This window comes from Kitasatospora sp. NPDC043950, from assembly GCF_056435345.1.
In genome coordinates this window covers 168,079-193,603 of the sequence record NZ_JBWKER010000005.1, presented here as the reverse complement: position 1 = coordinate 193,603, position 25,525 = coordinate 168,079, and the positions used below count along the sequence as shown (strand labels likewise).

Annotated in this window: 12 protein-coding genes and 1 pseudogene; 7 read left to right on the top strand and 6 right to left on the bottom strand. The window is 75.6% G+C overall.

The genetic code is table 11. The annotated features are described in order from the left end of the window. Positions 1-94: 94 nt before the first annotated feature. The 5 genes and pseudogenes from AC07BF_RS05470 to AC07BF_RS05450 all read right to left on the bottom strand — a co-directional run bounded on the left by AC07BF_RS05470 (position 95) and on the right by AC07BF_RS05450 (position 3,989). Positions 95-760: a hypothetical protein gene (locus AC07BF_RS05470; RefSeq protein ID WP_363585494.1), complete on the bottom strand. Its 666-nt coding sequence runs from the start codon at positions 758-760 to the stop codon at positions 95-97. A gap of 246 nt (positions 761-1,006) precedes the next feature. Continuing rightward, positions 1,007-1,207 (bottom strand): MbtH family protein, encoded by a 201-nt coding sequence (locus AC07BF_RS05465; RefSeq protein ID WP_478319228.1) that lies wholly within the window; start codon positions 1,205-1,207, stop codon positions 1,007-1,009. Between the two features lie 49 nt (positions 1,208-1,256). Beyond that, positions 1,257-2,123: pseudogene (gene ddaH / locus AC07BF_RS05460) on the bottom strand (dimethylargininase); the annotation flags it as partial. Between the two features lie 46 nt (positions 2,124-2,169). Then, a complete protein-coding gene (locus AC07BF_RS05455; protein ID WP_363624229.1) occupies positions 2,170-2,994 on the bottom strand; it encodes an ABC transporter permease in 825 nt (274 codons plus the stop codon). Between the two features lie 83 nt (positions 2,995-3,077). Beyond that, positions 3,078-3,989, bottom strand: coding sequence for an ABC transporter ATP-binding protein (locus AC07BF_RS05450; protein WP_363375621.1), 912 nt, complete (start codon positions 3,987-3,989; stop codon positions 3,078-3,080). A 458-nt stretch (positions 3,990-4,447) separates the two neighbouring features. Between AC07BF_RS05450 and AC07BF_RS05445 the strand changes: the two genes are divergently transcribed. Further along, complete coding sequence (locus AC07BF_RS05445) at positions 4,448-4,924, top strand: GNAT family N-acetyltransferase (RefSeq protein ID WP_363624225.1); 477 nt, start codon at positions 4,448-4,450, stop codon at positions 4,922-4,924. Between the two features lie 411 nt (positions 4,925-5,335). After that, on the top strand, positions 5,336-12,604 hold the full coding sequence (locus tag AC07BF_RS05440; protein ID WP_478332991.1) for an amino acid adenylation domain-containing protein: 7,269 nt from the start codon (positions 5,336-5,338) through the stop codon (positions 12,602-12,604). A gap of 74 nt (positions 12,605-12,678) precedes the next feature. On the opposite strand, the gene AC07BF_RS05435 is transcribed toward AC07BF_RS05440, so the two are convergent. Further along, positions 12,679-13,512, bottom strand: coding sequence for a thioesterase II family protein (locus tag AC07BF_RS05435; RefSeq protein ID WP_363585489.1), 834 nt, complete (start codon positions 13,510-13,512; stop codon positions 12,679-12,681). A gap of 311 nt (positions 13,513-13,823) precedes the next feature. On the opposite strand from AC07BF_RS05435, the gene asnB reads away from it, so the two are divergent. From asnB to AC07BF_RS05410, 5 genes are read left to right on the top strand one after another with little or no spacing between them, the layout of a single operon-like run. Then, positions 13,824-15,707, top strand: coding sequence for an asparagine synthase (glutamine-hydrolyzing) (gene asnB, locus AC07BF_RS05430; protein ID WP_363627761.1), 1,884 nt, complete (start codon positions 13,824-13,826; stop codon positions 15,705-15,707). After that, complete coding sequence (locus AC07BF_RS05425; RefSeq protein WP_478332990.1) at positions 15,704-16,447, top strand: aspartate/glutamate racemase family protein; 744 nt, start codon at positions 15,704-15,706, stop codon at positions 16,445-16,447. Before asnB ends, AC07BF_RS05425 begins: the two co-directional genes overlap by 4 nt. After that, positions 16,444-18,231, top strand: coding sequence for a non-ribosomal peptide synthetase (locus tag AC07BF_RS05420; RefSeq protein ID WP_363585487.1), 1,788 nt, complete (start codon positions 16,444-16,446; stop codon positions 18,229-18,231). Before AC07BF_RS05425 ends, AC07BF_RS05420 begins: the two co-directional genes overlap by 4 nt. Beyond that, complete coding sequence (locus AC07BF_RS05415) at positions 18,228-24,719, top strand: amino acid adenylation domain-containing protein (RefSeq protein WP_478332989.1); 6,492 nt, start codon at positions 18,228-18,230, stop codon at positions 24,717-24,719. The genes AC07BF_RS05420 and AC07BF_RS05415 overlap by 4 nt, the downstream gene beginning before the upstream one ends. A gap of 1 nt (position 24,720) precedes the next feature. Then, positions 24,721-25,458, top strand: a complete 738-nt coding sequence (locus tag AC07BF_RS05410) for an aspartyl/asparaginyl beta-hydroxylase domain-containing protein (RefSeq protein ID WP_331744769.1) — start codon at positions 24,721-24,723, stop codon at positions 25,456-25,458. Positions 25,459-25,525 lie beyond the last annotated feature (67 nt).

Here is a 25,525-nt window from a genome sequence, read left to right as displayed (position 1 = left end):
CCCACCCACCCCCCCCCACCCCCCCCCCCCCCCCCCCCCCCCCCCCCCCTTTCCCCCCCCCCCCCCCCCCCCCCCCCCCCCCCCCCCCCCCCCGCTACTCCACCGGCGAAACGTGCAGCGCGGGAAGCGTTGGGGCCGTGGCCGGTCGTCCCGTCAACTCGCGGTAATGGCGCACCCGGAACACCCCGGACAGGCTCGCCGTCACCGTCACGGCGACCGCCAGCCAAAGGGCAGCGCCCGCCATGGCGAGCACCCCGAAGACCCGGTCGACCGCCGTGAGGCCCAGGCCGAAGACCGCCACCGACGGAAGGAAGGACAACAAGACGGGCAGAGCGATCCAGGTCGAACTGCGCGCGGTGTCCCCGCCGCGGGCCCGGAACGCCTGCCGGGAAGTCCGCATCGCCTCACGGACCCCGATGCCGTCGATCATCATCGCCGGCAGTACCAGGTAGGAGGCCATCGCCCACGAGAGCCCGACCAGCAGCAGCGACCCGAAGAAGATCACCACCACCCCGACCAGTGCCCACACCACGATCGCCGGCAGCCGCCGCAGCGCCCGCCCGTAGCCGGCCCCGATCCCGACCGGCCGCCCCTGCATCGCGTCATCCGCCGCGGCGACCAGCACCGCGTTGAAGAACGTGGCGCAGACCGCCCCGACGAGGATCGCGACCACCACCAAGGCCACGTTCCCCAGGACGGCCCCCGACCACAGCCCCGTCACCCCCAGGGCGAGCGCCCCGACCAACCCGGCGAGCACCACGCCGGCGATCCCGGGCAGGAGCAGCAGCGCCTTTGTGCTCCCACATCACCCGCGCCGATTCCCTGACCGGCCTCTCCGTGTACAACGTCCCACCCCAAAGGTTCTCAACCGGGCGCGGCCGGCCACTCCCGGGGCCCCTCCGGCAGCTCCAAGCACGCTTCCTGATCGGCCGATTCGTCGAACTCGTCGCGCAGCGGCCTCAGCAGGAACTCTGCCATCCCGTGGGGCAGCGGGGCGGGGCGGCGGTCAGTCGTGGGTCAGGGTTCGGGGGCGGATGTCGGGCCAGGTCTGCTCGATGTGGTCGAGGCAGGCCTGCCGACGCGCCGCGCCGAACACCGTCCTCCAGCCCTCGGGCACGGCGGCGAAGGCGGGCCAGAGTGAGTGCTGGCCCTCTCCGTTGACCAGGACCAGGTAGTCGGCGTCGGGGTCGTCGAAGGGATTCGTCACCACGTCGTCCTCTCGTGCTTGGTGAAAACCGGTGAGCTTGCCGGTGTGGTCAGCGGCCGCGCAGTTCCAGGGTGCAGCACTTGACGCTGCCGCCCGCCTTGAGGAGTTCGGTGAGGTCCACGCCGATCGGCTCGAAGCCGCGTCGGCGCAGTTCGCCGATCAGGTGGGTGGCCGACTCGGGGAGCAGGACGTGGCGGCCGTCGGAGAGCGCGTTGAGGCCGAAGACGGCGGCGTCCTCGGCGGTCGCCTGGATGGCGTCCGGGAACAGTTCGCGCAGTACCACCCGGCTGCCGGGGGTGAAGGCCTCCGGGTAGTACATGATCTCGTCGTCGGAGAGGACGGCGAGCGCCGTGTCCAGGTGGTAGAACTCCGGGTCGACCAGGGTCAGGCTGGTCACGGGGACGCCGAAGAACTCCTGGGCCTCGGCGTGCGACCTCGGGTCGGTGCGGAAGCCCGTGCCGGCCAGCAGCCGACGGCCGGCCAGCAGGTAGTCGCCCTCGCCCTCGTTGATGTGCTCGGGCCACAGCAGTTCGGACCAGCCCTGCTCGCGGAACCAGGACAGGTAGGCCGGGCCCTCGGCCGTGCGCTCGGCGTGGCGGAAGCGCGCGCCCAGGACCTTCCCGTCGACCACGGTCGCGCCGTTGGCCGCGAAGACCATGTCGGGCAGTCCGGGCAGCGGGTCGATCTCCTCGACGGTGTGGCCGAGTTCGCGGTAGAGGTCGCGCAGCCTGGTCCACTGGGCGAGCGCGAGTGCGCCGTCGACCGGCTTCTCCGGGTGCATCCAGGGGTTGATGGAGTAGCTGACGCCGAAGTGGCTGGGCCGGCACATCAGGAAACGGCGCTGGCTTGCGACGCGGGCTGTCATCGGGGTGGTTCTCCTCGGTCTGCGTGCTGTGTGCTGCGTGGTGCGTGGTGCGTGGTGATCGTGTTGCTCCGGAGGTCCGGGAAGGTCCGGGAGCCGTTCAGTCGACGAGCCGGCGGCGCATCCCGCGGACGGCCAGGAACCAGGCGAGGACGGCGAATGCGGCCAGGACGGCCCCGTGCAGGGCGTCGCCCGCCCCGAGCGTCCCGAAGGCGGCGTGGCGCACCAGCTGCGTGCAGTGGTAGATCGGGTTGACGGCCGCCACCCCCTGGACCCAGTCGGGCAGCCCGTCCAGCGGGAAGAACACGCCCGCGGCCATCACCAGCGGTGTGAGCACGCCGGACACCACGAGCCGCAGCCAGTCGATCGCCGGCACCAGGCAGGACACCCACATGCCGAGCAGGGCGAAGGCGAAGCCGGAGACCAGCGCCACCAGCGGCACCAGCAGCAGCTCCGGCCCCGGCGGCAGGCCGATGGCGAGGCAGACCAGCAGCGGCGCGGTGCCGTAGACGGAGGACTTGACGGCGATCCAGGACGCCTCGGCCGTGACCAGTTCCCAGACGTCGACGGGCTGGCACAGGACGGCGTCGTAGATCTTCTGGTACTTGCGGCGGTTGAAGCTCTCGAACATCCCGGCGAAGGCCGAGGCGAAGAGCACCGAGGTGACCACCATGCCGACGCCGACGAACTGCGGGTACGGGTGCCCCTGGACCGAGTCGATCAGCCGGCTGAAGCCGATGCCGAACCCGGTCATGTAGACCAGCGGCTCGATCAGCGATCCGAAGGTGATGGCGGGCCAGTAGCGACGGAAGAGCAGCAGTTCGCGCAGCCACACCGCCCGCATGGTCGGCCACAGGGCGGGCGGGAGGCCTGGGGCGGGACCGGTCTGGGCCTCGGTGCGGGGCATGGGCGTCGCCGTGGTCATCGGGTGTCCTCTCTGTGGGGGCGAGCAGGCGGGCGGGCAGGCGGGCGGTGGGCCAGGGGGGCGAGGGAGCGGCCGGCCCGGGCTCAGCCGAACAGCTCTCCGGTCAGCGCGACGAACACGTCCTCCAGGGAGGTCGGGCGCAGCACGTCCGGCGGTCCGAGACGCTCGCGCAGCTGCGCGGAGATCGTCTCGGCGCGCAGGACGGAGACCGCCGGCCCGGTCCGCCGGCTGGGCAGTCCGGCCCGGGCGGCCTCGGCCTCGACGAGTTCGCGCCGGGCCGCGTCGCCCCGGTACTCGGCGGCCTGCGCGCCCGCGTGCGCGCGCAGCAGTTCGGCGGGGGTGCCCCGGGCGATCACCCGGCCGCCGGTCACCACGGCCACCTCGTCGGCGAGCCGTTCCGCCTCTTCGATGTAGTGGGTCGACATGACCACCGTGGTGCCGCTCTCGCGCATCCCGTCGATGACGTCCCACAGGTCCTGCCGGATCTGCGGGTCCAGGCCCACGGTGGGCTCGTCCATGAGCAGCAGCCGTGGGTTGTTGACGATGCCCCGGGCCAGTAGGACCCGTCGGCGCATGCCGCCGGAGAGCGCGTCGGCGCGGGTGTTCGCGCGGTCGGTCAGCCGGACGGCGGCCAGCGCCTGGTCGACCGCCTCACGGTAGCGCTCGCGCGGCAGGGCCGTGAACCGGACGAAGACGTCGAGATTCTGGCGCACCGTCAGTTCGGGGTCGATGTTGTCGTGCTGCGGGACGACGCCGACCAGGGAGCGGGCGCGGCGGGAGTCCTCCGGCATCCGGTGCCCGAACACCTCCACGGTGCCCGCGTCCGCGCGGGTCTGCCCGGTGAGCATCCGCATGGTGGTGGACTTGCCCGCGCCGTTGGGCCCGAGCAGGCCCAGGAACATGCCGGGCGGCACTTCCAGGTCCAGGCCGCCCACCGCGGTGGTGGCACCGAACGTCTTGACCGCGCCGCTGATTCGGACGGCAGGAGTGTCCATGCGGGCGCTCCTTTCGGGGAGTCGGGGAAGGCAGGAGAAGCGCAGGGGATGTGCAGGGGATGTGCGGGGGAAGGCGAGGGGAAGGCGGAGGAAGTCGGGCGAAGCCAGGGGAAGTTCGGCGTCGGGGAAGGTACAAGGGAAGTCGGGGAATGTCACCGCCCGGTGCGCCGAAATCCTCGCTCCCCGGGGGCCGGGCCCGCGCGATCATCTAACCGCAGAATCGACTTGTCAGGAACCTGCTTTCGGGGGTTCCCCTGTCCATGACCAGGTGTTAGGTTGCTCGAAGATCAATGCCGCCGGGACGCACTATGTCGGCCCATCCGGGGGGAAATTCGGCTCCATCGCCCGTAGTTCGCGACCGTAGCGTCGGTGTGCGACGGGTGCCGATCACGTATTCCTCCTTCGGTCGTCACCCGCGGCACCACCGCCCCTTCACACACCTGACCGAGGAGATGTGGATGCAGTCCGACGGACCGCTCACCGCGAACGTCCGCCTGCGGGCCGCGGTAGCCGAGGACGCCGGTGTCGTCACCGAGGTCTTCCTGGCCTCCCGCACCGCGACCATGCCGTACCTGCCCCGTCTGCACAGTGACGAGGCCACCCTGAGCTGGATCACCCACGTCGTGCTCCCGGACACCCGGGTGTGGCTGGCCGAGGACGCCGGGACCGGGGCCGTGCTGGGCTTCGCCTCGCTCGACGGCAACCTGCTCGACCACCTCTACCTGCGCCCCGAGGTGCGCCGCCGCGGCATCGGGACGGTGCTGCTGGAGGCCGTCAAGTCGGCCAGCCCGCAGGAGCTCTCGCTGCACGTCTTCCAGAAGAACACCGAGGCGCGCGCCTTCTACGAGCGGCACGGCTTCGTCGTGGTGGACACCAACGACGGCAGCCGCAACGAGGAGAACGAGCCGGACATGACCTACCGCTGGACCGCGTGACTCCCGCCCGCACAGCGCGGTAGCCGGTAGCCCCCCCCCCGCCGAGGGACGTCGGCGGGCCCCCGCGGCCCCGGAGCCCACAAGGACCCCCGGAGGCCACCACGGCCGGGGGCCCGCGACGGCCCCGGGACCCCCGGCGGCCCGCACACCACCACGGTCTGTGAATCACCGCGGTCCGCAGATCACCACGGCCCGCTCATCACCACGGCGGGGCTCGCCACGGCCTGAACTCACCACGGCCGCGGCCCCCGACGGCCCCGGGGCCCACGACGCCCCGCGACTCACCGTGGCCGCAACTCACCACGGCTCACCACGGCCGGGGCCCACAACGGCCAAGAGCCACCGGAAACCACCGTCCGGCCCGCCCGACCCACCCGGCCGGCGGGGCGGTTCCACCTGGAGGGATGCCCCGTGCTGGGCGAACACAGCCTGCCCGCGGAGACACCGCTGTCGTACGCACAGTTGGCGCTCTGGTTCAACGACCGCCTCCAAGGCGGCGACGCCTCGTACAACGTCCCGGTGGCGCTGCGGCTGACCGGCCCGGTCGACCACGAGGCGCTGCGGTGCGCCCTCGCCGACGTGGTGGAGCGGCACGCGGCCCTGCGTACCGTCTTCCCCGAGCGCGACGGCGTGCCGCGCCAGCACGTGCTGGCGATGGCCGAGCTGCCGCCGGTCCTCACCGTGGTGCCCGTCACCGAGGAGGAACTGCCCGCCCTGATCGAGGCCGGGGCCGGGCACGTCTTCGACCTGGAGGCCGAAGCCCCGCTGCGGGTGCACCTGTTCGTGCTCGGCCCGCAGCAGCACGTGGTGCTCATGGTGCTGCACCACATCGCCGGCGACGGCTGGTCGCTGGCCCCGCTGGCCCGCGACCTGAGCACCGCCTACCTGGCCCGCAGCCAGGGCCGGGCGCCCGTCTGGTCCCCGCTGCCCGGCACGTACGCCGAGTACGCCGTGCGCCAGCACGCGAACCTCGGTGACCTGGACGACCCGCAGGGCCAGGGCGGGCGGCAACTCGCCTACTGGCGCCAGGCGTTGGCGGGCCTGCCGGACTTCCTGGAGCTGCCCACCGACCACCCCCGCCCCGCCGCGATGTCGCACCGGGGCGAGTACTTCCCGTGGGACCTCCCGGCCGAGCTGCACCGCGAGCTGCTGGCGCTGTCCCGCTCCTGCCGGGTCAGCATGTTCATGGTGCTCCAGGCGGCGCTGGCGACGGTGCTGACCCGGTCGGGGGCCGGTACGGACATCCCGATCGCCAGCCCGATCGCGGGCCGCACCGACGAGCGCTACGACGACGTGGTCGGCTACTTCGTCAACCCGCTGGTCCTGCGTCTGGACACCTCCGGTGACCCGACCTTCCGCGAGCTGCTCAAGCGGGTGCGCCGCACCGACCTCCAGGGCTTCGCCCACCAGGAGTTCCCGTTCGAGCGGCTGATCACCGCGCTCAACCCGCACCGCTCGCTGGGCTGGCACCCGCTGTTCCAGGTGATGCTGGCCTTCCAGAACACCCCCGAGGCCTCCCTCGCGCTGCCCGGCATCGAGACCGAGATCGCCGAGGCGGGCCCGGGCGGAGCGAAGTTCGACCTGTCCTTCAACATGCGCGAGGTGCACGACGCCGACGGCGCCCCGGCCGGGCTCGGCTGCTTCGTCGAGTACAGCACCGACCTGTTCACCCGCGCGGGCGCCGAGGCCCTGACCGCCCGGCTCGGCCGACTGCTCGCCGCGGCCGCCGCCGACCCGGACCAGCGGATCGGCGAGTACGACCTGCTCGGCGCCGACGAGCGGCTCGACCTGTTCGAGCGCGCCCACGGGCCCGCCCTGCCCTTCCCCGCGGTGCCGCACGACGACGCCCCCGCGGTGCCGCACGACGGTGCCCTCACCGCGACCCAGCACGGCGCCCCCGCGGTGACGTACCACGGCGCCTTCGAGGAGCGCGCCGCCCTGGAGGGCGAGGTCACGGCCCTCGTCGCCGAGGACGGCCGGTTCACCTTCGCCGAGGTCAACGAGCGCGCCAACCGGCTCGCCCGGGAGCTCGTGCGGCGCGGGGCCGGCCCCGAGCGCTACGTCGTCCTGGCGCTGCCGCGCACCACCGACCTGCTGATCGCGCTGCTCGCCGTCCTCAAGTCGGGCGCCGCCTACATACCGGTCAGCCCCGCCATGCCGCGCGAGCGGCTGGCCGGCATCCTCGCCGACGCCGCCCCGGTCTGCGTGCTCGCCACGGCCGCCGACGCCGGCCGGCTGCCGGACGGCGCGCCCGTCCTGGTGCTGGACGAGCCCGGGGCGCGGGCCGCCGTCGCCGCCCACCCCGGCGGGAACCTGACGGACGCCGACCGCACCGGCCCCACCGGCCCGGACGACCCGGCCTACGTCATCCACACCTCCGGCTCGACCGGCGTGCCCAAGGGCGTGGTGATCCCGCACGGGGGCCTCAGCAGCCTGATGCACCACCACCGCACCCGCATGGTCCGCCCGTCCGGCGGCCCGCAGGGCCGGCGGCTCCAGCTCGGCCTGGTCGCCTCGATCACCTTCGACACCGCCTGGGAGCCGCTGTTCTGGCTGCTGGAGGGCCACCCGCTGCACCTGCTGAGCGACGAGGTCCGGCTCGACCCGCAGGCCCTGGTCGGCTACGTCCGCCGGGAGCGCCTCGACTTCCTGGACCTCACCCCGACGTACGTCCCGGCGCTCACCGCCGCCGGCCTCTTCGCCGAGGGCCACCACCGCCCGGCCGTGCTGATGCTGGGCGGCGAGGCCGTCGGGCCGGCGCTGTGGACCGAACTCTCCGCCCTGCCGGACGTCGCGGTGTTCAACTACTACGGCCCGACCGAGTGCACCGTCGACGCGCTCGCCTGCTCCCTGGCGGACAGCCGCACCCCCGTCATCGGCCGCCCGCTCGACAACACCCGGGCGTACCTGCTGGACGACCTGCTGCGCCCCGTCCCGCTCGGCGTGCCCGGCGAGCTCTACCTGTCCGGGCCGCACCTGGCCCGCGGCTACCTGCGCCGCCCCGCCCTGACCGCCGAGCGCTTCGTCGCCGACCCGTACGGCCCGCCCGGCGCCCGGATGTACCGCACCGGCGACCTCGCCCGGATGCGCCGCGACGGCCAGGTGGAGTACCTCGGCCGGGCCGACGGGCAGATCAAGATCCGCGGCTTCCGGATCGAGCCCGGCGAGATCGAGGCGGTGCTGCTGCGCCACCCCGCGATCGTGCAGGCCGCCGTCCTGGCCCGGGGCGCCGGCGCCGAGGAGCGCCACCTCGCCGCCTACCTGGTGACCGAGGACGGGAACGCCCCCGACCTCGCCGAGGTGCGCGAGCTGCTGGCCGGGCAGCTGCCCGACTACATGATCCCGGCGGCCTACGCCGTCCTGGCCCGTCTCCCGCTCAACTCCAGCGGGAAGCTGGACGGTTCCGCTCTTCCCGAGCCCGAGCTGCGGGCCGCCACCGGCCGCTCCCGGGCCCCCCGGGACGCCCGCGAGGCCGCGCTGTGCGCGCTGCTCGCCGAGGTCCTCGGCGTGGCCGAGGTCGGCCCCGACGACGACTTCTTCGCGCTCGGCGGCCACTCCCTGCTCGCCACCCGGCTGGTCAGCCGGGTGCGCACCGCCCTGGGGGCCGAACTGCCCATCCGGACGGTCTTCGAGAGCCCGACGGCCGCCGGGCTCGCCCGCGCGGTGGACGCCGGGCGATGTCGCCCGGCGCTGACCGCCGCCGCCCGCCCCGAGCGGATCCCGCTCTCGCACGCCCAGCGCCGGCTCTGGTTCCTCCAGCAGCTGGACCCGCACAGCGACGCGTACCACATCCCGCTGGCCCTGCGCCTGACCGGCGCCCTGGACCGGGACGCCCTCGCCGCCGCGCTGCACGACTGCGCCGCGCGCCACGAGGCCCTGCGCACCGTCTTCCCGCTCCCCCGCGGCGCGGACGCGGCTCCCCACCAGCGGATCCTCGCCCCGGAGCAACTCCCGCCGCTGCTACGGCACTCCGGCACCGCCACGGTGACCGAGGAGGGCCTGGCCGAGGCCCTGCGCACCGCCGCCGCCCAGCCCTTCGACCTCGCGTCGGAGCCGCCGCTGCGCGCCCACCTCTTCGCCCTCGCCCCCGAGCGGCACGTCCTGCTGCTGACGGTCCACCACATCGCCTGCGACGGCTGGTCGATGGGCCCGCTCGCCCGCGACCTGGGCGCCGCCTACCAGGCCCGGACGGCCGGCCGGGCCCCCGAGTGGACCGCCCTGCCCGTCCAGTACGCCGACTACACCCAGTGGCAGCTCACCCTGCTCGGGGACGACGAGGACCCGGGCAGCACCGCCGCCCGGCAGTGGCAGTACTGGAGCGGGGCGCTGGCCGGCCTGCCCGAGGAGATCGCGCTGCCGGTGGACCGGCGGCGCACCGCCGAGACCGGCCAGGAGGCCGGCCGGGTGCCGCTGCGGCTGAGCGGCGCGGACCACCGCGCCCTGGCGGAGCTCGCCCGGGCCGACGGCGCCAGCCTCTTCATGGCCGTCCAGGCCGGTCTGGCGGCGCTGCTCACCCGCCTCGGCGCGGGCACCGACCTGCCGATCGGCACCCCGATCGCCGGGCGCACCGACGAGGCCCTGGACGACCTGGTCGGCTTCTTCGTCAACACGCTGGTGCTGCGCACCGACACCGACGGGGACCCGGGCTTCCGGGAGCTGCTGCGCCGCGTCAAGGACGCCGACCTCGCCGCCTACGCCCACCAGGACCTGCCGTTCGAGCGGATCGTCGAGCTGGTCAACCCGGAGCGCTCCCCCGGCCGCCACCCGCTCTTCCAGGTCGCCCTGGTGATGGAGCAGGCGGGCGCCGCCGTGGAGATCCCCGGCCTCGACAGCGAGTTGCTCACCGCCGGCCCGGCGCCGGCCAAGTTCGACCTCACCGTCACCCTGGGCACGCCCGCCGGCCCGGACGACGAGCTGACCGGCGCCGTCGAGTACCGCGCCGACCTGTTCGACCGGGCCACGGTCGAGGCGATCGCCGGCTACCTGACGCGGCTGCTCGGCGCGGCCGCGGCCGACCCCGAGCGGCCGATCTCCCGGCTCGAACTGTCCGCCGAGGGCGAGCGGCCTCGGCTGCTGGAGCGCTCCGCCGGCGAGCGGCGGGAGCTGGCGCCGACCACGCTGGCCGCCCTGGTGTCGGCAGGGCTCGCCGCGCCGTCCGACACCCCCGCCCTGGTGTTCGAAGGCCGGGAACTCGGCCCGGCCGAGCTGGACCGCCGGATCGACGCGCTGGCCCGCCGGCTCGCCGCGGTCGGCGTCCGCCCGGGCAGCCGGGTCGCGGTGGCCGTGCCCCGCTCGGTGGAGCTCGTGGTGGCGCTGTGCGCCGTCCACCGCGCCGGCGGCGCCTACCTCCCGCTGGACCCGGACTACCCGGCCGACCGGCTCGCGTACATGCTGGCGGACGCCCGCCCGGCCGCGGTGATCGCCGCCCCGGAGCAGGCCTCCGCGCTGCGCCCCGCCGAGGGCGTGCCGTGCCTGTCACCGGAGGACCTGCCGGCGCCCGAGGGCGTCACGCCGACCGCCCCCGGCCCCCGGGACCCGGCCTACGTGATCTACACCTCGGGCTCGACCGGGCGGCCGAAGGGCGTGCTCGTCCCGCACCACGCCATCGCCAACCGGCTGCGCTGGGGCCAGGAGGAGTACCGGCTCGGCGCCCGGGACGGCGTGCTGCAGAAGACCTCGGCCAGCTTCGACATCTCGCTGTGGGAGTTCTTCTGGCCGCTGATCACCGGCGCCACCCTGGTGCTGGCGAAGCCCGACGGGCACCGCGACCCGGCCTACCTGGCAGAGCTGATCCAGCGCGAGGGCGTGAGCGTCGCCCAGTTCGTGCCGTCCATGCTGGACGTCTTCCTCCAGCACCCGCGGGCCGCCGAGTGCACCGGGCTGCGCCTGGTCGTGGCCAGCGGCGAGGCGCTGCCCGCGGCCACCGTGCGCCGGTTCCGGCAGGTGCTCCCGGGCGTCCGGCTGGACAACCTCTACGGGCCCACCGAGGCCACCGTGGAGGTGACGGCCTGGGAGTGCGGCCCGGCGGACGAGCAGGCGCACCCGGTGCCGATCGGGCGGCCGGTCTGGAACTCCGGCGGCTACGTCCTGGACACCGCCCTCAACCCCGTCCCGCCGGGCGTGCCGGGCGAGTTCTACCTGACCGGCGAGCAGCTCGCGTACGGCTACCTCGGCCGCTCGGCGCTCACCGCCGAGCGCTTCGTCGCGGACCCGCACGGCGCGCCGGGCACCCGGATGTACCGCACGGGCGACCTGGCCCGCCACCGCCCCGACGGCGTGGTGGAGTACCTGGGCCGGGTGGACAGCCAGGTGAAGCTGCGCGGCCACCGGATCGAGCTCGGCGAGATCGAGACCCGGCTCGGCGAGCACCCGGCGGTCACGGCCTGCGCCGTCGCCGTGCGCGAGGACCGGGCCGGCGCCGTACGGCTGGTCGCGTACGTGGTGCCGGACGGCGCCGCGCAGCCGCCCACGGCCGCCGCGCTGCGCGCCCACCTGCGCGGCCACCTGCCCGACCACATGGTGCCCACCGCCTACGCGCTGCTCGGCGCGCTCCCGGTGACGGCCAACGGCAAGCTGGACCGCCGGGCGCTGCCCGAGCCGCAGACCCACGTCGAGAGCCGGGCCCGGGAGCCGCGCACGCCGGCCGAACGCACGCTGGTCGCGGTCTTCGCCGAGCTGCTGGGCGTGCCCGCGGTCGGCCCGGAGGACGACTTCTTCCTGCTCGGCGGCCACTCGCTGCTGCTGATCCGGCTGGTCGAGCGCATCCACGCGGAGTTCGGCGTCGACCTGCCCGTGAAGACGCTGTTCGAGGCGCCGACCCCGGCCGCGCTGGCGCAGCGGCTGACCGGGCAGCGGCCCGGGCGCGCCGACGCCCCCTTCGAACCGCTGCTGGCGCTGCGGGCCGCGGGCGGCCGGGCACCGCTGTTCTGCGTCCATCCGGTGACGGGCGACGGCCTCGGCTTCATCGGCCTGCTGCGCGGGCTCGACCCGGACCAGCCGGTCTACGCCTTCCAGGGCATCGGCCCGGTCGGCGGCGGGGAGCGGCCGGCCGACGTGGACGGCCTGGCGCGGGAGTACCTGGCGCGGATGCGCGCCGTCCAGCCGCACGGCCCCTACCGGGTGCTCGGCTGGTCCTTCGGCGGGCTGGTCGCGCACCAGATCGGCGTGCTGCTGCGCGAGCAGGGCGAGCAGGTCGACCTGGTCGCGCTGCTGGACAGCCATCCGGCGCCGCCGGACGCCGGGGAGGTCACCGACACCGCCGTGCTGGCCGAGCTGCTGACGGCGACGGGCGCGCCCGCCGCCGAGGTCGCGGCCGTCCTGGCGCAGCAGTGGCGGCCCAAGCCCTCGGAACTCCTCGACCGGCTGGCCGTGGCGCTGCGCGAGGCCGCGCCGCGCGACGAGGACGAGCTGGCGGTGTTCCTCGACTCCTGCCGCTACCACGCCGGGCTGATGGCGGTGTGGACCCCGGGGGTGCTCGACGCGCCGCTGACCACGTTCACCGCGACCGGCGACCACCGGCCGCAGCAGACGGTGGCCGTCTGGTCGGCCCACACCACCGGGCCGGTGGCCGACCACCCGCTCGCCGCCCGGCACCTGGACCTCGCCGACGCCGGCCCGATCGACGAGATCGCCCGGGTCGTCGCCGCCGTCCTGCGACGGGCCGACGAGGGCCGGCGATGACGGTCCGTCCGGAGCGTTCCGGACGGACCGCCACCCGCCGCCCGGCCCCGTCATACGGAACCGGGCGGCCGGGGTCAGGCGCCCGGCGCCCGGCCCTCCTGGGGGCCGTCCGCGGTGTCCAGGCACGCCCGGGCCTGCGCCGCGAGCTCCGCGAGCACCTCGGCCCGCTGCTGGTGCAGGAAGAAGTGGTCGCCCGGCAGGATGCGGTGGCGGAAGCCGGCCGCCGTGGTGGACCGCCAGCCGGTGATCCACTCCGGTCCGGCCATCAGGTCGTCGGCGCCGCCGAGCGCCAGCACCGGGCAGGGCAGCACGGTCGGCCGGATCCGGTCGTTGTACTCGCCCAGCAGGGTGACGTCGGCCCGGAGCACCGGCAGGATCATCTGCATCAGGTCGGCGAACTCCAGCACCTCGGCCGGGGTCCCGCCGAGGCCGACGATGCGCTCCAGGAGTTCGTCGTCGGTGAGTCCGTGCAGCCGGGTGACGTCCGGCGTGCCGGGGGCCCGGCCGCCGGAGACCACGAGGGACAGCGGCAGCGGCAGCGCCTCGGCGGCGAGCCGGCGGGTCGTCTCGTAGGCGATCCGGGCGCCCATGCTGTGGCCGAAGAGGATGAACGGTTCGTCCGCCGGGCGGCTCGCCAGCAGGGCGAGCAGGCCGTCGACGACCTCGTCCATGACGGCCGACGGCGGCTCGGCGAGGCGGGTGCCCCGGCCCGCCAGTTCCACCGGAACGATCGTCAGGCCCGGCTGCTCGCCGGACCGGGCCCACGGCAGGTAGGCGCTCGCGGAGCCGCCGGCGTGCGGCAGGCAGTAGACGCGCACGGGCCCGGACCGCCCGTTCGGCGCGGCGTCCCGGTGCCACGGCGTCCATCGGGCCACCTCGTCGTGCTGTACGGCGGACGAACCGGTCATCGCTGCTCCTTTTTCTTCCCCAGTCAATTACGCGAAGCCTGAACAGGCCTCCCGCACGACTTTATGCGGTAATTCACGGGTTGGTCCAGCCCGTATTCCGGCATGCCCCGAGAAGGTCCAACCGGGCGATGCCGCAGCTCAGTTGTGCCCTGAAATAGTTGGTTGGCGCATAAGGATCTTGAGTCTTTCCCGGAACACCGAGCTCTGTTACGGTGCTCCTCGTCCGGGTTTCTTTCGGATATTTCCAGAGTATTTCGATCGGCGAGTTCCGACGACGAGTTCCGAACGCACGACGGGAGAGGGCGGACAGAATGTGCGGAATAACCGGCGTATTCGTCCTGGGCGGCGGTCGCCCGGCCGATGCCGCCGTGGTCCGGGAGATGACGGCGTGCCTGGTGCACCGCGGCCCCGACGACGACGGCCACTACGCCACGGACGGCCTGTGCCTGGGCTTTCGCCGGCTGGCCCTGAACGACCTCGCCGGCGGCAACCAGCCGCACCGCACCGAGGACGGCACCCTGGTCTCGGTCTGCAACGGCGAGATCTACAACCACCGCGAGCTGCGCACCGCGCTGAGCCGCCGCGGCCACCGGTTCCGCACCGAGAACGACACCGAGGTGCTGCTCCACCTGTACCGCGAGTACGGCGAGGACCTGACGGCCCACCTGGACGGCCAGTTCGGCTTCGCGCTGCACGACGGGACCGCACAGCGGCTGCTGCTCGCCCGCGACCGGGCCGGCATCGTCCCGCTCTTCTACACCGTCGCCGACGGCCAGCTGATCTTCGCCTCCGAGATCAAGGCGATCCTGCGCCACCCGGCCGTCAGCGCCCGGGTCGACCTGCGCGGCCTCGACCAGGTACTGACGCTGCCCGGACTGGTCAGCCCGCGCACCATGTTCGAGGGCATCAGCGCCCTGCGCCCCGGCGAGCGGCTGATCGCCGACCGCTCCGGCGTGCGCACCGAACGGTACTGGGACCTCGACTTCCCGCTCGCCGCCGACCTCGACCCGGTGGCCCCCGAGGCCCTGGACCGGGAGCTGGAGCGGTACGCCCACCGCACCGCCGAACTGCTCGACGGGGCCGTGCGCAGCCGGCTGCTCGCGGACGTGCCGATCGGCATGTACCTCAGCGGCGGCCTCGACTCCAGCCTGATCGGCGCCCTGATGGCCCGGGCCCGGCCCGGCCACGCCTGGCCCAGCTTCTCCGTCACCTTCCCCGGCCGCGACTTCGACGAGGGCCCGCACCAGCGGCTGGTCGCCGCCAAGCTGGGCACCGAGCACCACGAAGTCCCGGTCGGCGAGCACGAGGTGGCCGAGCGGATCACCGCGATGGTGCGCCACGCCGAGGCACCCGTGCGCGAGTCGTACAACGTCTGCTCGCTGGCGCTGTCCGAGGCCGTCCGCGCCGCCGGGACGGTCGGCGCGCTCAGCGGCGAGGGCGCCGACGAGCTGTTCGGCGGCTACCCCGGCTACCGCTTCGACGCCACCGGGCTCGGCGGCAGCCGGCTCACCGGCCTGGACGCCCGGCTGGAGCGCGAGATCCGCGAACGGATGTGGGGCGTCGACCTCGGCTACGAGCAGGACCAGCTGCCCGCCCAGGAGTTCCGCCGCGAGCTGTACGCCGAGGACCTGGCTTACGGGCTGGACGAGTTCTCCGTCACCAACCAGCGCCTGGTCGACCCCGGGCGGCTGGCCGGGCGCCACCCGCTGCACCAGCGCTCCTACCTCGACTACCACCTGCGGCTCGCCGACCACCTGCTCGGCGACCACGGCGACCGGATGGCCCTGGCCAACGGCGTCGAGCTGCGCTTCCCCTTCCTGGCGAACGCGGTGGTCGACCACGCCACCACGCTGCCACCGGAGTTGATGCTCGCCCACGGCCGGGAGAAGGCCGTGCTGCGCCGGGCGGCCGAGGGGCTGGTGCCCGGCGAGGTGCTCAGCCGGCAGAAGTACGGCTTCCGCGGCCAGACCAGCAGCCACCTGCTGAGCACCGGCGCCGACTGGTTCGAGGAGCTGGTCTCCCCCGCGACCGTCCGCCGCCAGGGCTACTTCGACCCGGACACCATCGCCGCCCTGACGCAGCGTCAGCGCGGCGACGGCCAGCAGGTGCACGCCCACCTGGACACCGACTACCTGATGCTCGTCGCGACCTTCGCCCTCTTCGTCGAGGAGTTCGATCTGCCGTGCCTGGGATGACCGCCACAGCCGCCGGGCCGATCGCCGGCCCCGGCACCCGCCCGCGCCACCCGCTGGTCGGGGTGGTCGGCGGCATGGGCCCGCTGGCCTCCGTCGAACTGCTGCGCACCGTCTACCGGGCCTGCCGGCTCCACCCCGAGCAGGACACCCCGCGGGTGCTGCTCTGGTCCGACCCGGCCGTGGTGGACCGCACCGAGGCCATCGGCAGCGGCGAACTCGACGAGCTGCGCCGCGCCGTGGAGTCCTCGCTGCGCGGCCTGCTGGCCGCCGGCGCGGAACGCGTGGTGATCGCCTGCATCACCGCCCACCACGTGCTCGGCGACCTGCCGGCCGACCTCGCGGCGCGCTGCGTCTCGCTGGTCGACGTGGTGCACGGGGAACTGGCCGCGGCCGGCGAACCGCACCTGCTGCTCTGCTCCTCCGGCACCGCCCGGGCCGGCATCCTCACCTCGGGCGCCGCCGGGGCCCGGGCCGCTGGCCAGCTGGTGGCGCTGCGCCCACCGGACCAGGAGGCGCTGCACCGGGAGATCCACCGCCTCAAGCGCGGCGAGGACCCGGCCCGCACCATCGACTTCCTGCGCGAGACCCTGCCCCGCTACGGCGTGCGGGCCTTCGTCGCCGCCTGCACCGAGCTGCACCTGGTCACCAGGGCGATCGAGGACGCCGGTCTGAGCGAGGCCCTGCCCTCCCTCGACCCGCTGACGGTCGTGGCCCACCGGATCATGAACGGAGAGTTGTGAGCCACACGAGCATCCTCGACCGCTGGGCCGACCAGGTCGAGCGCCGAGCCGCCGCCCCCGCCCTCGCCACCGCCGAGCGGGTCTGGAGCCACCAGGAGCTGGCCGGGCTGGCCGCCGGCCTGCGCGACCGCCTCGCCACCGGCACCGGCCCGGTCCTGGTTGCCTGCGCGGACCCCGTCCCGGTGGTCGCGGCGATCCTCGCCTGCGCCGCCACCGGCCGCCCGTTCGCCCCGGTGGACACCCGCCAGCCCGCCGCCCGCTGGACGGCCCTGCTGGAGGACCTCCGGCCGGGCACCGTGCTCGCCGACGCCGCCGGCCGCTCCGCGCTGGCCGCCGCCGGGCCGGGCCCGACCGTCGCCGGGCAGCACCTGGCCGTCGCCGGACAGGGCGAACTGCCGCTGCTCGCCGCCGAGTCGATCACCCCGCTGCCCTGGGCGGCCGACGACTGGACCGGCATCAGCGGCCCCGACGCCGGCTACGTCTACTTCACCTCGGGCACCACCGGCCGCCCCAAGGGCATCCGGGGCAGCTTCGAGGCGGTCGCGCACTTCCTGGACTGGGAGATCGCCGAGTTCGGCATCGACCCGGGCACCCGGATCTCCATGCTCACCTCCCCCGGCTTCGACGCCTTCCTGCGCGACGCCCTCGTCCCGCTGTGCGCCGGCGGCACCGCCGTGCTCCCGGCGCCCGGCGCCATCCCCGTCGGCGCGGCCCTGGCCCGCTGGCTGACCGAGCAGCAGGTCGACCTGCTGCACTGCGTGCCCACCGTGTTCCGCACCCTGCGCGCCGCCGGGCTGGCCGCCGACTCCCTGCCGCGGCTGCGCAGCGTGCTGATGGCCGGGGAGCCGGTCCGCCCCGCCGACATCGCCTGGTGGCGGGGCCTGTTCGGGGACGGCAAGGAACTGGTCAACCTCTACGGGCCGTCCGAGACCACCATGACCAAGGTCTTCCGCCGGCTCACCGCCGAGGACGCCGAGGCCGAGACCGTCCCGGCCGGCCGGCCGATGCCCGGGGTCGAGATCGCGGTGCTGTTCGGCGGACGCCCGGTGGTGGACGCGATCGGCGAGATCGAGATCCACACCCCGTTCCCGCTGCGCGGCTACCTGGGCGACGCGGCCGGCGGCTTCGTCGCACCGGACCGGTACCGCACCGGCGACCTCGGCCGCCTCGGCGCCGACGGCACCCTGGAGGTCCTGGGCCGCCGCGACCAGCAGGTCAAGGTGAACGGCGCCCGGGTCGAACTCGGCGAGATCGAGGACCTGCTGCGCCGCCACCCCGCGGTGGCGGACGTCTGCGCCGCCCTGGTCGAGGAGGCCGACGGCGAACCGGTGCTCTGCGCCTACCTGGTCGCCGACGGCGCCACCGACGAGGAACTGCGCGCGCACGCCGCCGAGGGCCTGCCCGCCCCCGCCCGCCCCGCCCTGTACCTGCGGCTCGCCGCGATCCCGCGCACCCTCAGCGGCAAGGCCGACCGGCGGGCGCTGCCCAGCCCGGCCGCCGCCCTGGCCGGGCGCACCGGCGAACAGCCGCTGGACGGCCTGGAGGCCGGCATCGCCGAGCTGTGGCGCGAGCTGCTGCACGTGCCCGCCGTCGGCCGGCACGACGACTTCGCCCTGCTCGGCGGGGACTCGCTGGGCATCGCCCGCCTGCTGGACGGGCTGCGCACCCGCTTCGGCGTCGAGGTGCCGCTGCGGGTGTACGTCGGCGACCCGACCGTCGCCGGGCTGGCCGCGGCCGTCGCCGCCGGCCGCGCGGACGCCTCGCCGGAGGGCGGCCGCCGATGAGCCGCGACACCTCCCTGCCGCTGCGCGGCGACCGCGCCCGCGCGCCGCTGTCCTACGCCCAGCGGTCCATCTGGCGGGCCGAGCAGGTGCTGCCCGGCACCGCCCTGCACAACGAGAGCGCCGCCTTCCACGTCAGCGGCCCGCTGGACGTGGCCGCCCTGGAACGGGCGCTGGCCGCCGTCGCCCGGCGGCACGAGGTGGTGCGCTGCGCCGTCACCGCCGACGGGGCGGGCGAGCCGTGGCAGCTGTTCGCCGACCGGGTCCGCCCCGCCGTCGAGACCGTCGACCTGACCGGCGTCCCCGAGGGCGAGCGCGCGGACCGGCTCGCCGAGCTCACCGCCCGCGCCGTGGCCGTGCCCTTCGACCTGGCCCGGCCCCCGCTGATGCGCACCCAGCTGTTCCTGCTGGGCGGGGACCGCTCGCTGCTGCTGTTCACCGCCCACCACATCGTGGTCGACGCCTGGGGCTTCGGCGTCTTCCTGGAGTCGCTGGCCGCCTGCTACGCCGCCGAACTCGGCGGCGAGGCCCCGGACCCGGACCCGGCCCAGGAACCGGCCGCCGGACCCGACTTCGGCGACTTCGCCGCCTGGCAGCGCGGCGACGACAGCGACACCAGCCACGCCGGCGGAATCGATCACTGGCAGACCCGGCTGGGCGGCGAACTGCCCACCGCCGACCTGCCGTCCGACGTCGGCCCCGGCGGCGACCCGGCGGCCGGCGCGCTGCACCACTTCACCGTCCCCGCCGACCTGGCCGCCCGGCTCAGCGCCTTCGGCCGGGGCGAACTGGCCAGCCTGTCCACCGTGCTGCTCACCGCCTTCTGCGCCACCGCCGCCCGCTGGACGGGCCAGGACGACCTGGTGGTCGGCATGCCGGTGGCGACCCGCGGCCGCACCGCGCTGGCCGGCGTCGTCGGACCGCTGCTCAACCTCGTCGCCCACCGCAGCGACCTCGGCGGCGAGCCGAGCTTCCGGCAGGCCCTGGCCCGCACCCGCCGGCACCTGAAGGCCGACCTGCGCCACCGCGACACCCCCTTCGACCTGGTCCTGGAGCGGCTGGGCCGGGCCGCGGGCGGGCGCACGCCGCTGTTCCAGCTGATGTACTCCTTCCACAGCGGCCCCACCACCACCCTGGAGCTGCCCGGCGTCACCACCTCCCCGGCGCCCTCACACAGCGGCACGGCCAAGTACGACCTGACCTTCTTCCTGCGCCCGCGCCCCTCCGGCGCGCTGGACGCGACGCTGGAGTACCGCACGGCGCTGCTCGCCCCCGCGACGGCGGCCGACTTCGCGGACTCGCTGCTGTGCCTGCTGGAGGCCGCCGCGGCCGACCCGGACCGGCCGCTGGCCGAGCTTCCGGTGCTCTCCGAAGGCCGGCGCCGGCGCGTCCTGGTGGACTTCAACCGGGCGCCCGACGCCGAGCGCGCCTGGGCCACCGTGCCCGAGGCGCTGCGCGAACTCGCCCAGCAGGACGGCGCCGCACCGGCCGTCGAGTCACCCGGCCGCGCGTTCAACCGGGCCGCGGCCGACGCGGCCGCCGACCTGGTCGCCCGCCGGCTGGTGGCCCGGTACGGCGTGGCGCCCGGCGACCGGGTGGCCCTGCGCGTCGAGCGCGGCGCGCAGCTGGTGCCGCTGATCGTCGGCATCTGGCGGGCCGGGGCCGTGCTGGTCCCGCTGGACGAGGCCATGCCCGCCGCGCGGGCCGAGCACGTGCTCGCCGACAGCGGCGCCCGCCTGCTGATCGGCGACCCCGCCGAGGGGCTGCCCGCCGCCGACCCGGCCGCGCTGCTCGACGAGGGCCCGGACGCCGGGACCGGGCAGCCGCTGCCCGGCGCCGGCCCCGAGGACCTCGCGTACCTGATGTACACCTCGGGCTCCACCGGGCTGCCCAAGGGCGTGGCGGTGCCGCACGGCTGCGTCGCCAACCTGCTGCACAGCGTGGTCCGCGCCGAGCCGGGCCTGCGGGCCGACGACACCCTGCTCGCCGTCACCTCGATCACCTTCGACATCTCCGTCCTGGAGCTGTTCGCCCCGCTGCTGGCCGGCGGCCGGGTCGTGGTCGCCCCGCGCGAGAGCGTCCGCGACGCCGAGGCGCTGGGCGCGCTGCTGGAGCGCAGCGGCGCCACCGTCATGCAGGCCACCCCCTCGCTCTGGCGCGGGCTGCTGGACGGCGGCTGGGCGGGCCGGCCCGGACTGCGGGCGCTGTGCGGCGGCGAGGCGCTGGACGCCGACCTCGCGGATCGGCTGCTGGCTCGCTGCGCCGGGCTGTGGAACCTGTACGGGCCGACCGAGACGACCATCTGGTCCACCGTCGGGCGGGTGCTGCCCGGCGAGGGCGTCACGGTGGGGCGCCCGGTGGCCGGCACCGTCTGCTACGTCCTGGACCGGCGGCTGCGGCCGGTGCCGCGCGGGGCCGTCGGCGAGCTGGTGATCGGCGGGGCCGGCGTCAGCGCCGGGTACCGCAACCGCCCGGAGCTGACCGCCGCCGCCTTCGTCGCCGACCCGGTCGACCCGGCCGGCGGCACCGTCTACCGCACCGGCGACCTGGCCCGCCACCTGCCGGACGGCCGGATCGTCGTGCTCGGCCGGGCCGACCAGCAGGTGAAGATCCTCGGTCACCGCATCGAGGTCGGCGAGGTGGAGTCCCTGCTCGCCGCCCACCCCGAGGTCCGCCAGGCGGCGGTGGTCGTGGACCGGGGGCAGCCCGCCGGGCCCCGGCTGGTCGCCTTCGTCACCGCCCGCACCGGGGACGACGGGCTGCCCGACCGCCTGCGCCGGCACCTGCGCGAGCGGCTGCCCGCCGCCGCCGTCCCCGGGGTGATCGCCCCGCTGCCCGCGCTGCCGCTCAACACCAGCGGCAAGGTGGACCGGCCGGCGCTGCTGCTGCGCGCCGGGGAGCTCACCGCCGCCCGGCGCAGCGCACCGGTCACCGAGGCCGAGCGGGCCGCCGTCGCGCTCTGGGCGGAGGTCCTGGGCCTGCCGCCCGAGCGGGTCGGCACCACCGACGACTTCTTCGCCGCCGGCGGCAACTCCATCGCCGCGACCCGGCTGCTCGGCCGGGTCCGGGCCCGCTTCGGCGCCGCGCCCTCGCTCGCCGAGTTCTACACCGACCCCACCCCCGCCGCCCTGGCGCGGGTGCGGCCCGCTGCCCCGGCGCCCGCCGTCCGGACGGCCGGGCCGGCCCCGGACGCCGTCCCGATGACCGACCAGCAGCGCCAGTTGTGGCTGCTGCACCGCCTGGCCCCCGACTCGCCCGCCTACCACCTGCCGGCCGCGCTCGACCTGACCGGCCCGGTGGACGAGGCGGCCCTGACCGGGGCACTCGGCGACCTGACCGCCCGGCACCCGGTGCTGGCCGCCCGCTGCGAGCTGCGCGAGGACGGCCCGGTGCTGGTCCTCGCGCCGCCCGCCGCACCGGCCCTGGCCGTCCTGGACGCGGCGCCCGAGGAGGTGCCCGAGCTGGCCCGGGCGGAGGCGGTGCGCCCCTTCGACCTGGCCGGTGAGCCGCCGCTGCGGCTCACCCTGGTGCGCACCGGCCCCGAGCGCTCGGTGCTGCTGTGCACCGCGCACCACCTCGCGGTCGACGGCTGGTCGATCGGCGTGGCCGTGCGCGAGCTGGCCGCGCTGTACGCCGCCCGCCTCGGGCTGGCCGAGCCGCCGCCCGCGCTCGACCTGAACTTCGCCGGCTACGCGGCCGACTGCGCCGACGAGGCGGGCCTGAGGCTGCGCCAGGAACACCTGGAGTACTGGCTGAAGCGGCTCGACGGGCACCCCGGCGTGCTCGACCTGCCCGCCGACGCACCGACCCGGGCGCGGCCGACGGGAGCCGGCGAGACCCTGCCGGTGGCGCTCGCCCCGGAGCTGACGGCCGCGCTGCGCGAGGGCGCCGCCCGGCTGCGCACCACGCCCTTCACCCTGCTGCTCGCCGTGTACGCGGCACTGCTGGGCCGCTACGCGGGCAGCGACGACGTGCTGGTGGGCGTGCCCGTCGCCAACCGCGACCGGCCCGAACTGGAGTCGCTGGTCGGCTCGTTGGCCAACACCCTGCCGGTGCGCGTGGACCTGGCCGGGGCGCCGTCCTTCGCCGAACTCGCCGCCCGCACCGGGCGGGCGCTGGCGGGCGACCTCGGCCGTCCGCTGGTCGCCTTCGACCGGCTGGTGGCCGGCCTCGGCCTGCCCCGCGACCCGGGCCGCCCGACCCTGGTCCAGGCCTCGCTGGTGTTCCAGGACGCGCCGCCGGCCGACGTCCGGCTGGGCGCGGCCGCCGGCGTGCTGCGCCAGGTCCCCACCGGGGCGGCCAAGTACGACCTGACCCTGGCCCTGGACGAGCGCGCCGACCGGATCGCCGGCGCCCTGGAGTACGCCACGGACCGCTTCGGCCCGCAGTTCACGGACCGCTTCGCCCGGCACTTCCACGTCCTGCTGCGGGCCGCCCTGGCCTCGCCGCAGGCCCCCCTCGACGCCGTCGAGCTCACCGACCCCGCTCTGCCCGCCCCGCGCCCGGCCCGCCCCGCGGGCGAGGCGCGCGCCGGGCACGCCGTCTCGGTGTCCGAGCTGTTCCGGGCCCGGGCCACCGCCCGTCCGGACGCCCCCGCGATCCGGGCCGAGGGCGTGACGGTCGGCTACCGGCAGCTCGACGTCTGGAGCGACCGGATCGCGTCCCGGCTGCTGGAGCGCGGCGCCGCCCCCGGCCGGTTCGTCTCGGTGCTGCTGCCCGCCGGCCCGGTGCAGAGCGCCGCGATCCTCGGCGTCGCCAAGACCGGGGCCGCCTTCGCGGTGCTCGACCCGGCCGACCCGGACGCCCGCCTGACCGCGCTGCTGGCCGACGCCGAACCGGTGTGCCTGCTGGCCGCCGAGAGCACGCTCGCCCTGCACCCCGAACTGCGGGAAGGCGTCGGGCACTTCGCCGGTATCCCGGTCGAGGCCGTCGACCCGCGGGTGCCGGCCGCCGACGAGCCCGCGGGCCCCGCCCCGGCCGCCTCACCCGCCGGCCCCGGCGACCCGCTCTGCCTGGTCTACACCTCCGGCTCCACCGGCACGCCCAAGGGCATCGCCCTGCCGCACGCGGCGCTCGCCCAGTTCGCCCACTGGCAGCGCGAGCACTTCGGCATCCGGTCGGACAGCCGGATCGCCCAGTGGGCCCCGTTCACCTACGACGCCGCGTACACCGAGGTGTTCGCCGCGCTCTGCTCGGGCGCGGTGCTCTGCCTGCCGCCGCAGGGGCTGCGCCGCGACCCGCTCGCGGTGGCCGGGTGGCTGCGGGCCGAGCGGATCACCCAGATCCAGACCGTCCCGGCCTTCTTCCAACTGGTCACCGAGGCGCTGGACGCCACCGGATCGCACCTGCCGGACCTCGCCCACGTGCTGATGGCCGGCGAGGTGCTCCCGGTGGCCCTGGCCGCCGCCTGGGCGCACCGTCCCGACCGGCCGCGGCTGCACAACCTCTACGGGCCCACCGAGTGCGTGCTGGCGACGCACCGCGAGCTGGCGCCGGGCGAGGAGTTCCCGGCCGGGGTACCGATCGGCAGCCCGATCCCGGGCCGCGAGGCGGTGGTCCTGGACCGCCGGGGCCGGCTCTGCCCGGTCGGCGTGGTCGGCGAGATCCACCTGCGCAGCGACTTCCTGGCCGGCTCGTACCACCGCAGGCCCGAGGAGAGCGCCCGGGCGTACGTCGCCGACCCCTGGCAGGCCGGGGGCCGGCTGTACCGCACCGGGGACCTGGGCCGCCGCCTCCCGGACGGCGAGCTGGCGTTCGTCGGCCGGATCGGCAGCCAGCTGAAGATCCGCGGCAACCGGATCGAGCTGGAGGAGATCGAGGCGCTGCTGGAGCTGCACCCCGGGGTCCGCGAAGCGGCCGCCGCCGCGCACGGCCAGGGCGGGGCCCGCCGACTGGTCGGCTACGCCGTCGCGGCGCCCGGGGTCACCGGCGCCGAGCTGCGGGCGCACCTGGCCGAGCGGCTCCCGGCCGCGGTCGTGCCGGACACCGTGCTGCTGCTGGACGCGCTGCCCAGGACGCGCACCAACAAGCGGGACCGGGCCCGGCTGCCGCTGCCCGGGGCCGCCGCCCGGCCCGCCGACGCCGCCCCGCTGGCCGGGGTCGAGCAGCTCGTCGCCGACGCCTGGCGCCAGTTGCTGGGCGGCGGCCCGGTCGGCCGGCACACCAACTTCTTCGAGGCCGGCGGCGACTCGCTGCTGGCCGCCCGGCTCCAGCTGGAGCTGGCCCGCCGCCTGGAGCGGCCGGTCCGGCTGGTGGACGTCTTCGGGCGGCCCACCATCGCCGAGTTCGCGGCCGGCCTCACCGAGGGCGCCGCCCCGGACGGCCGAGCCGCCGCCGAGACCGCCGAGCCGCGCGGCGAACGCCGCCAGAGCGCCGTCCGGGCCCGCGCCAGGGCCCGCCGCGAGGCCCGGGACCGGGCCGAGGGCCCGGCCGCCGACCAGCACACACCGGCCGGGCCGACGACCCGGACCGCACCGACAGGGAGGGACTGACATGGACGTTCAGGGCGTGATGACGGAGCTGCACGGCATCCTCGGCACCGAGGGGCTGGAGCGGGTCGAGGAGTGCCTGCGCATCCTCACCGGCGAACAGGCCCCGGAGTACCTGCACGACGACCAGGAGCCGACCCGGCTGTTCTTCCCCGGGATCAGCGCCCTGCCCTGGCACGACACCGCCGAACTGCCCTGGGTGGCCCGGATGGAGGAGGCGTACGACCGGATCAAGGCCGAGTTCCTGGAGCTGCGCGCCGAGCAGGCCCGCTTCGCCCCGTACGAGGACCTGTACACCAAGGAGCTCGGCTGGCAGGGCTGGGACACCTACCAGCTGTACCGCAACGGCAGCTGGCGCGACGAGGTCCTGGAGCGCTGCCCCGAGACCCACGCCGCCGTCTCGGCGAGCCCGCACGGGCCGCGCGACGGCATGTTCACCATCCTCAACCCCGGCGTGCACATCACCCCGCACACCGGCGGCGTGAACCTGCTGCTGACCGCGCACCTGCCGCTGATCGTGCCGCCCGGCTGCGCCATCAAGGTCGGCGACGACGAGCGGGGCTGGGAGGAGGGCAAGGTGATCCTCTTCGACGACAGCTTCATCCACGAGGCCTGGAACAAGGGCACCCAGCAGCGCGCCGTCCTGCTCTGGGACGTCTGGCACCCGGAGCTGACGCCCGTCGAGGTCCGGGCCCTGGAGTTCCTGATGCCCCGTTTCCAGCGCTACCTCATGGCGGTCTGAGCCGCACGGCGGCCCTGAACCCCATGGCGGTCTGAGCCCCGGCCGCGTACCCGGTCCTGCCCGCCCC

Coding starts and splice junctions, on each gene's coding strand:
- AC07BF_RS05415 (WP_478332989.1), top strand. CDS start 18,228: ATGAGCCGCGACACCTCCCTGCCGCTGCGCGGCGACCGCGCCCGCGCG.
- AC07BF_RS05435 (WP_363585489.1), bottom strand. CDS start 13,512: ATGACCGGTTCGTCCGCCGTACAGCACGACGAGGTGGCCCGATGGACG.
- AC07BF_RS05445 (WP_363624225.1), top strand. CDS start 4,448: ATGCAGTCCGACGGACCGCTCACCGCGAACGTCCGCCTGCGGGCCGCG.
- AC07BF_RS05450 (WP_363375621.1), bottom strand. CDS start 3,989: ATGGACACTCCTGCCGTCCGAATCAGCGGCGCGGTCAAGACGTTCGGT.
- AC07BF_RS05455 (WP_363624229.1), bottom strand. CDS start 2,994: ATGACCACGGCGACGCCCATGCCCCGCACCGAGGCCCAGACCGGTCCC.
- AC07BF_RS05425 (WP_478332990.1), top strand. CDS start 15,704: ATGACCGCCACAGCCGCCGGGCCGATCGCCGGCCCCGGCACCCGCCCG.
- asnB (WP_363627761.1), top strand. CDS start 13,824: ATGTGCGGAATAACCGGCGTATTCGTCCTGGGCGGCGGTCGCCCGGCC.
- AC07BF_RS05410 (WP_331744769.1), top strand. CDS start 24,721: ATGGACGTTCAGGGCGTGATGACGGAGCTGCACGGCATCCTCGGCACC.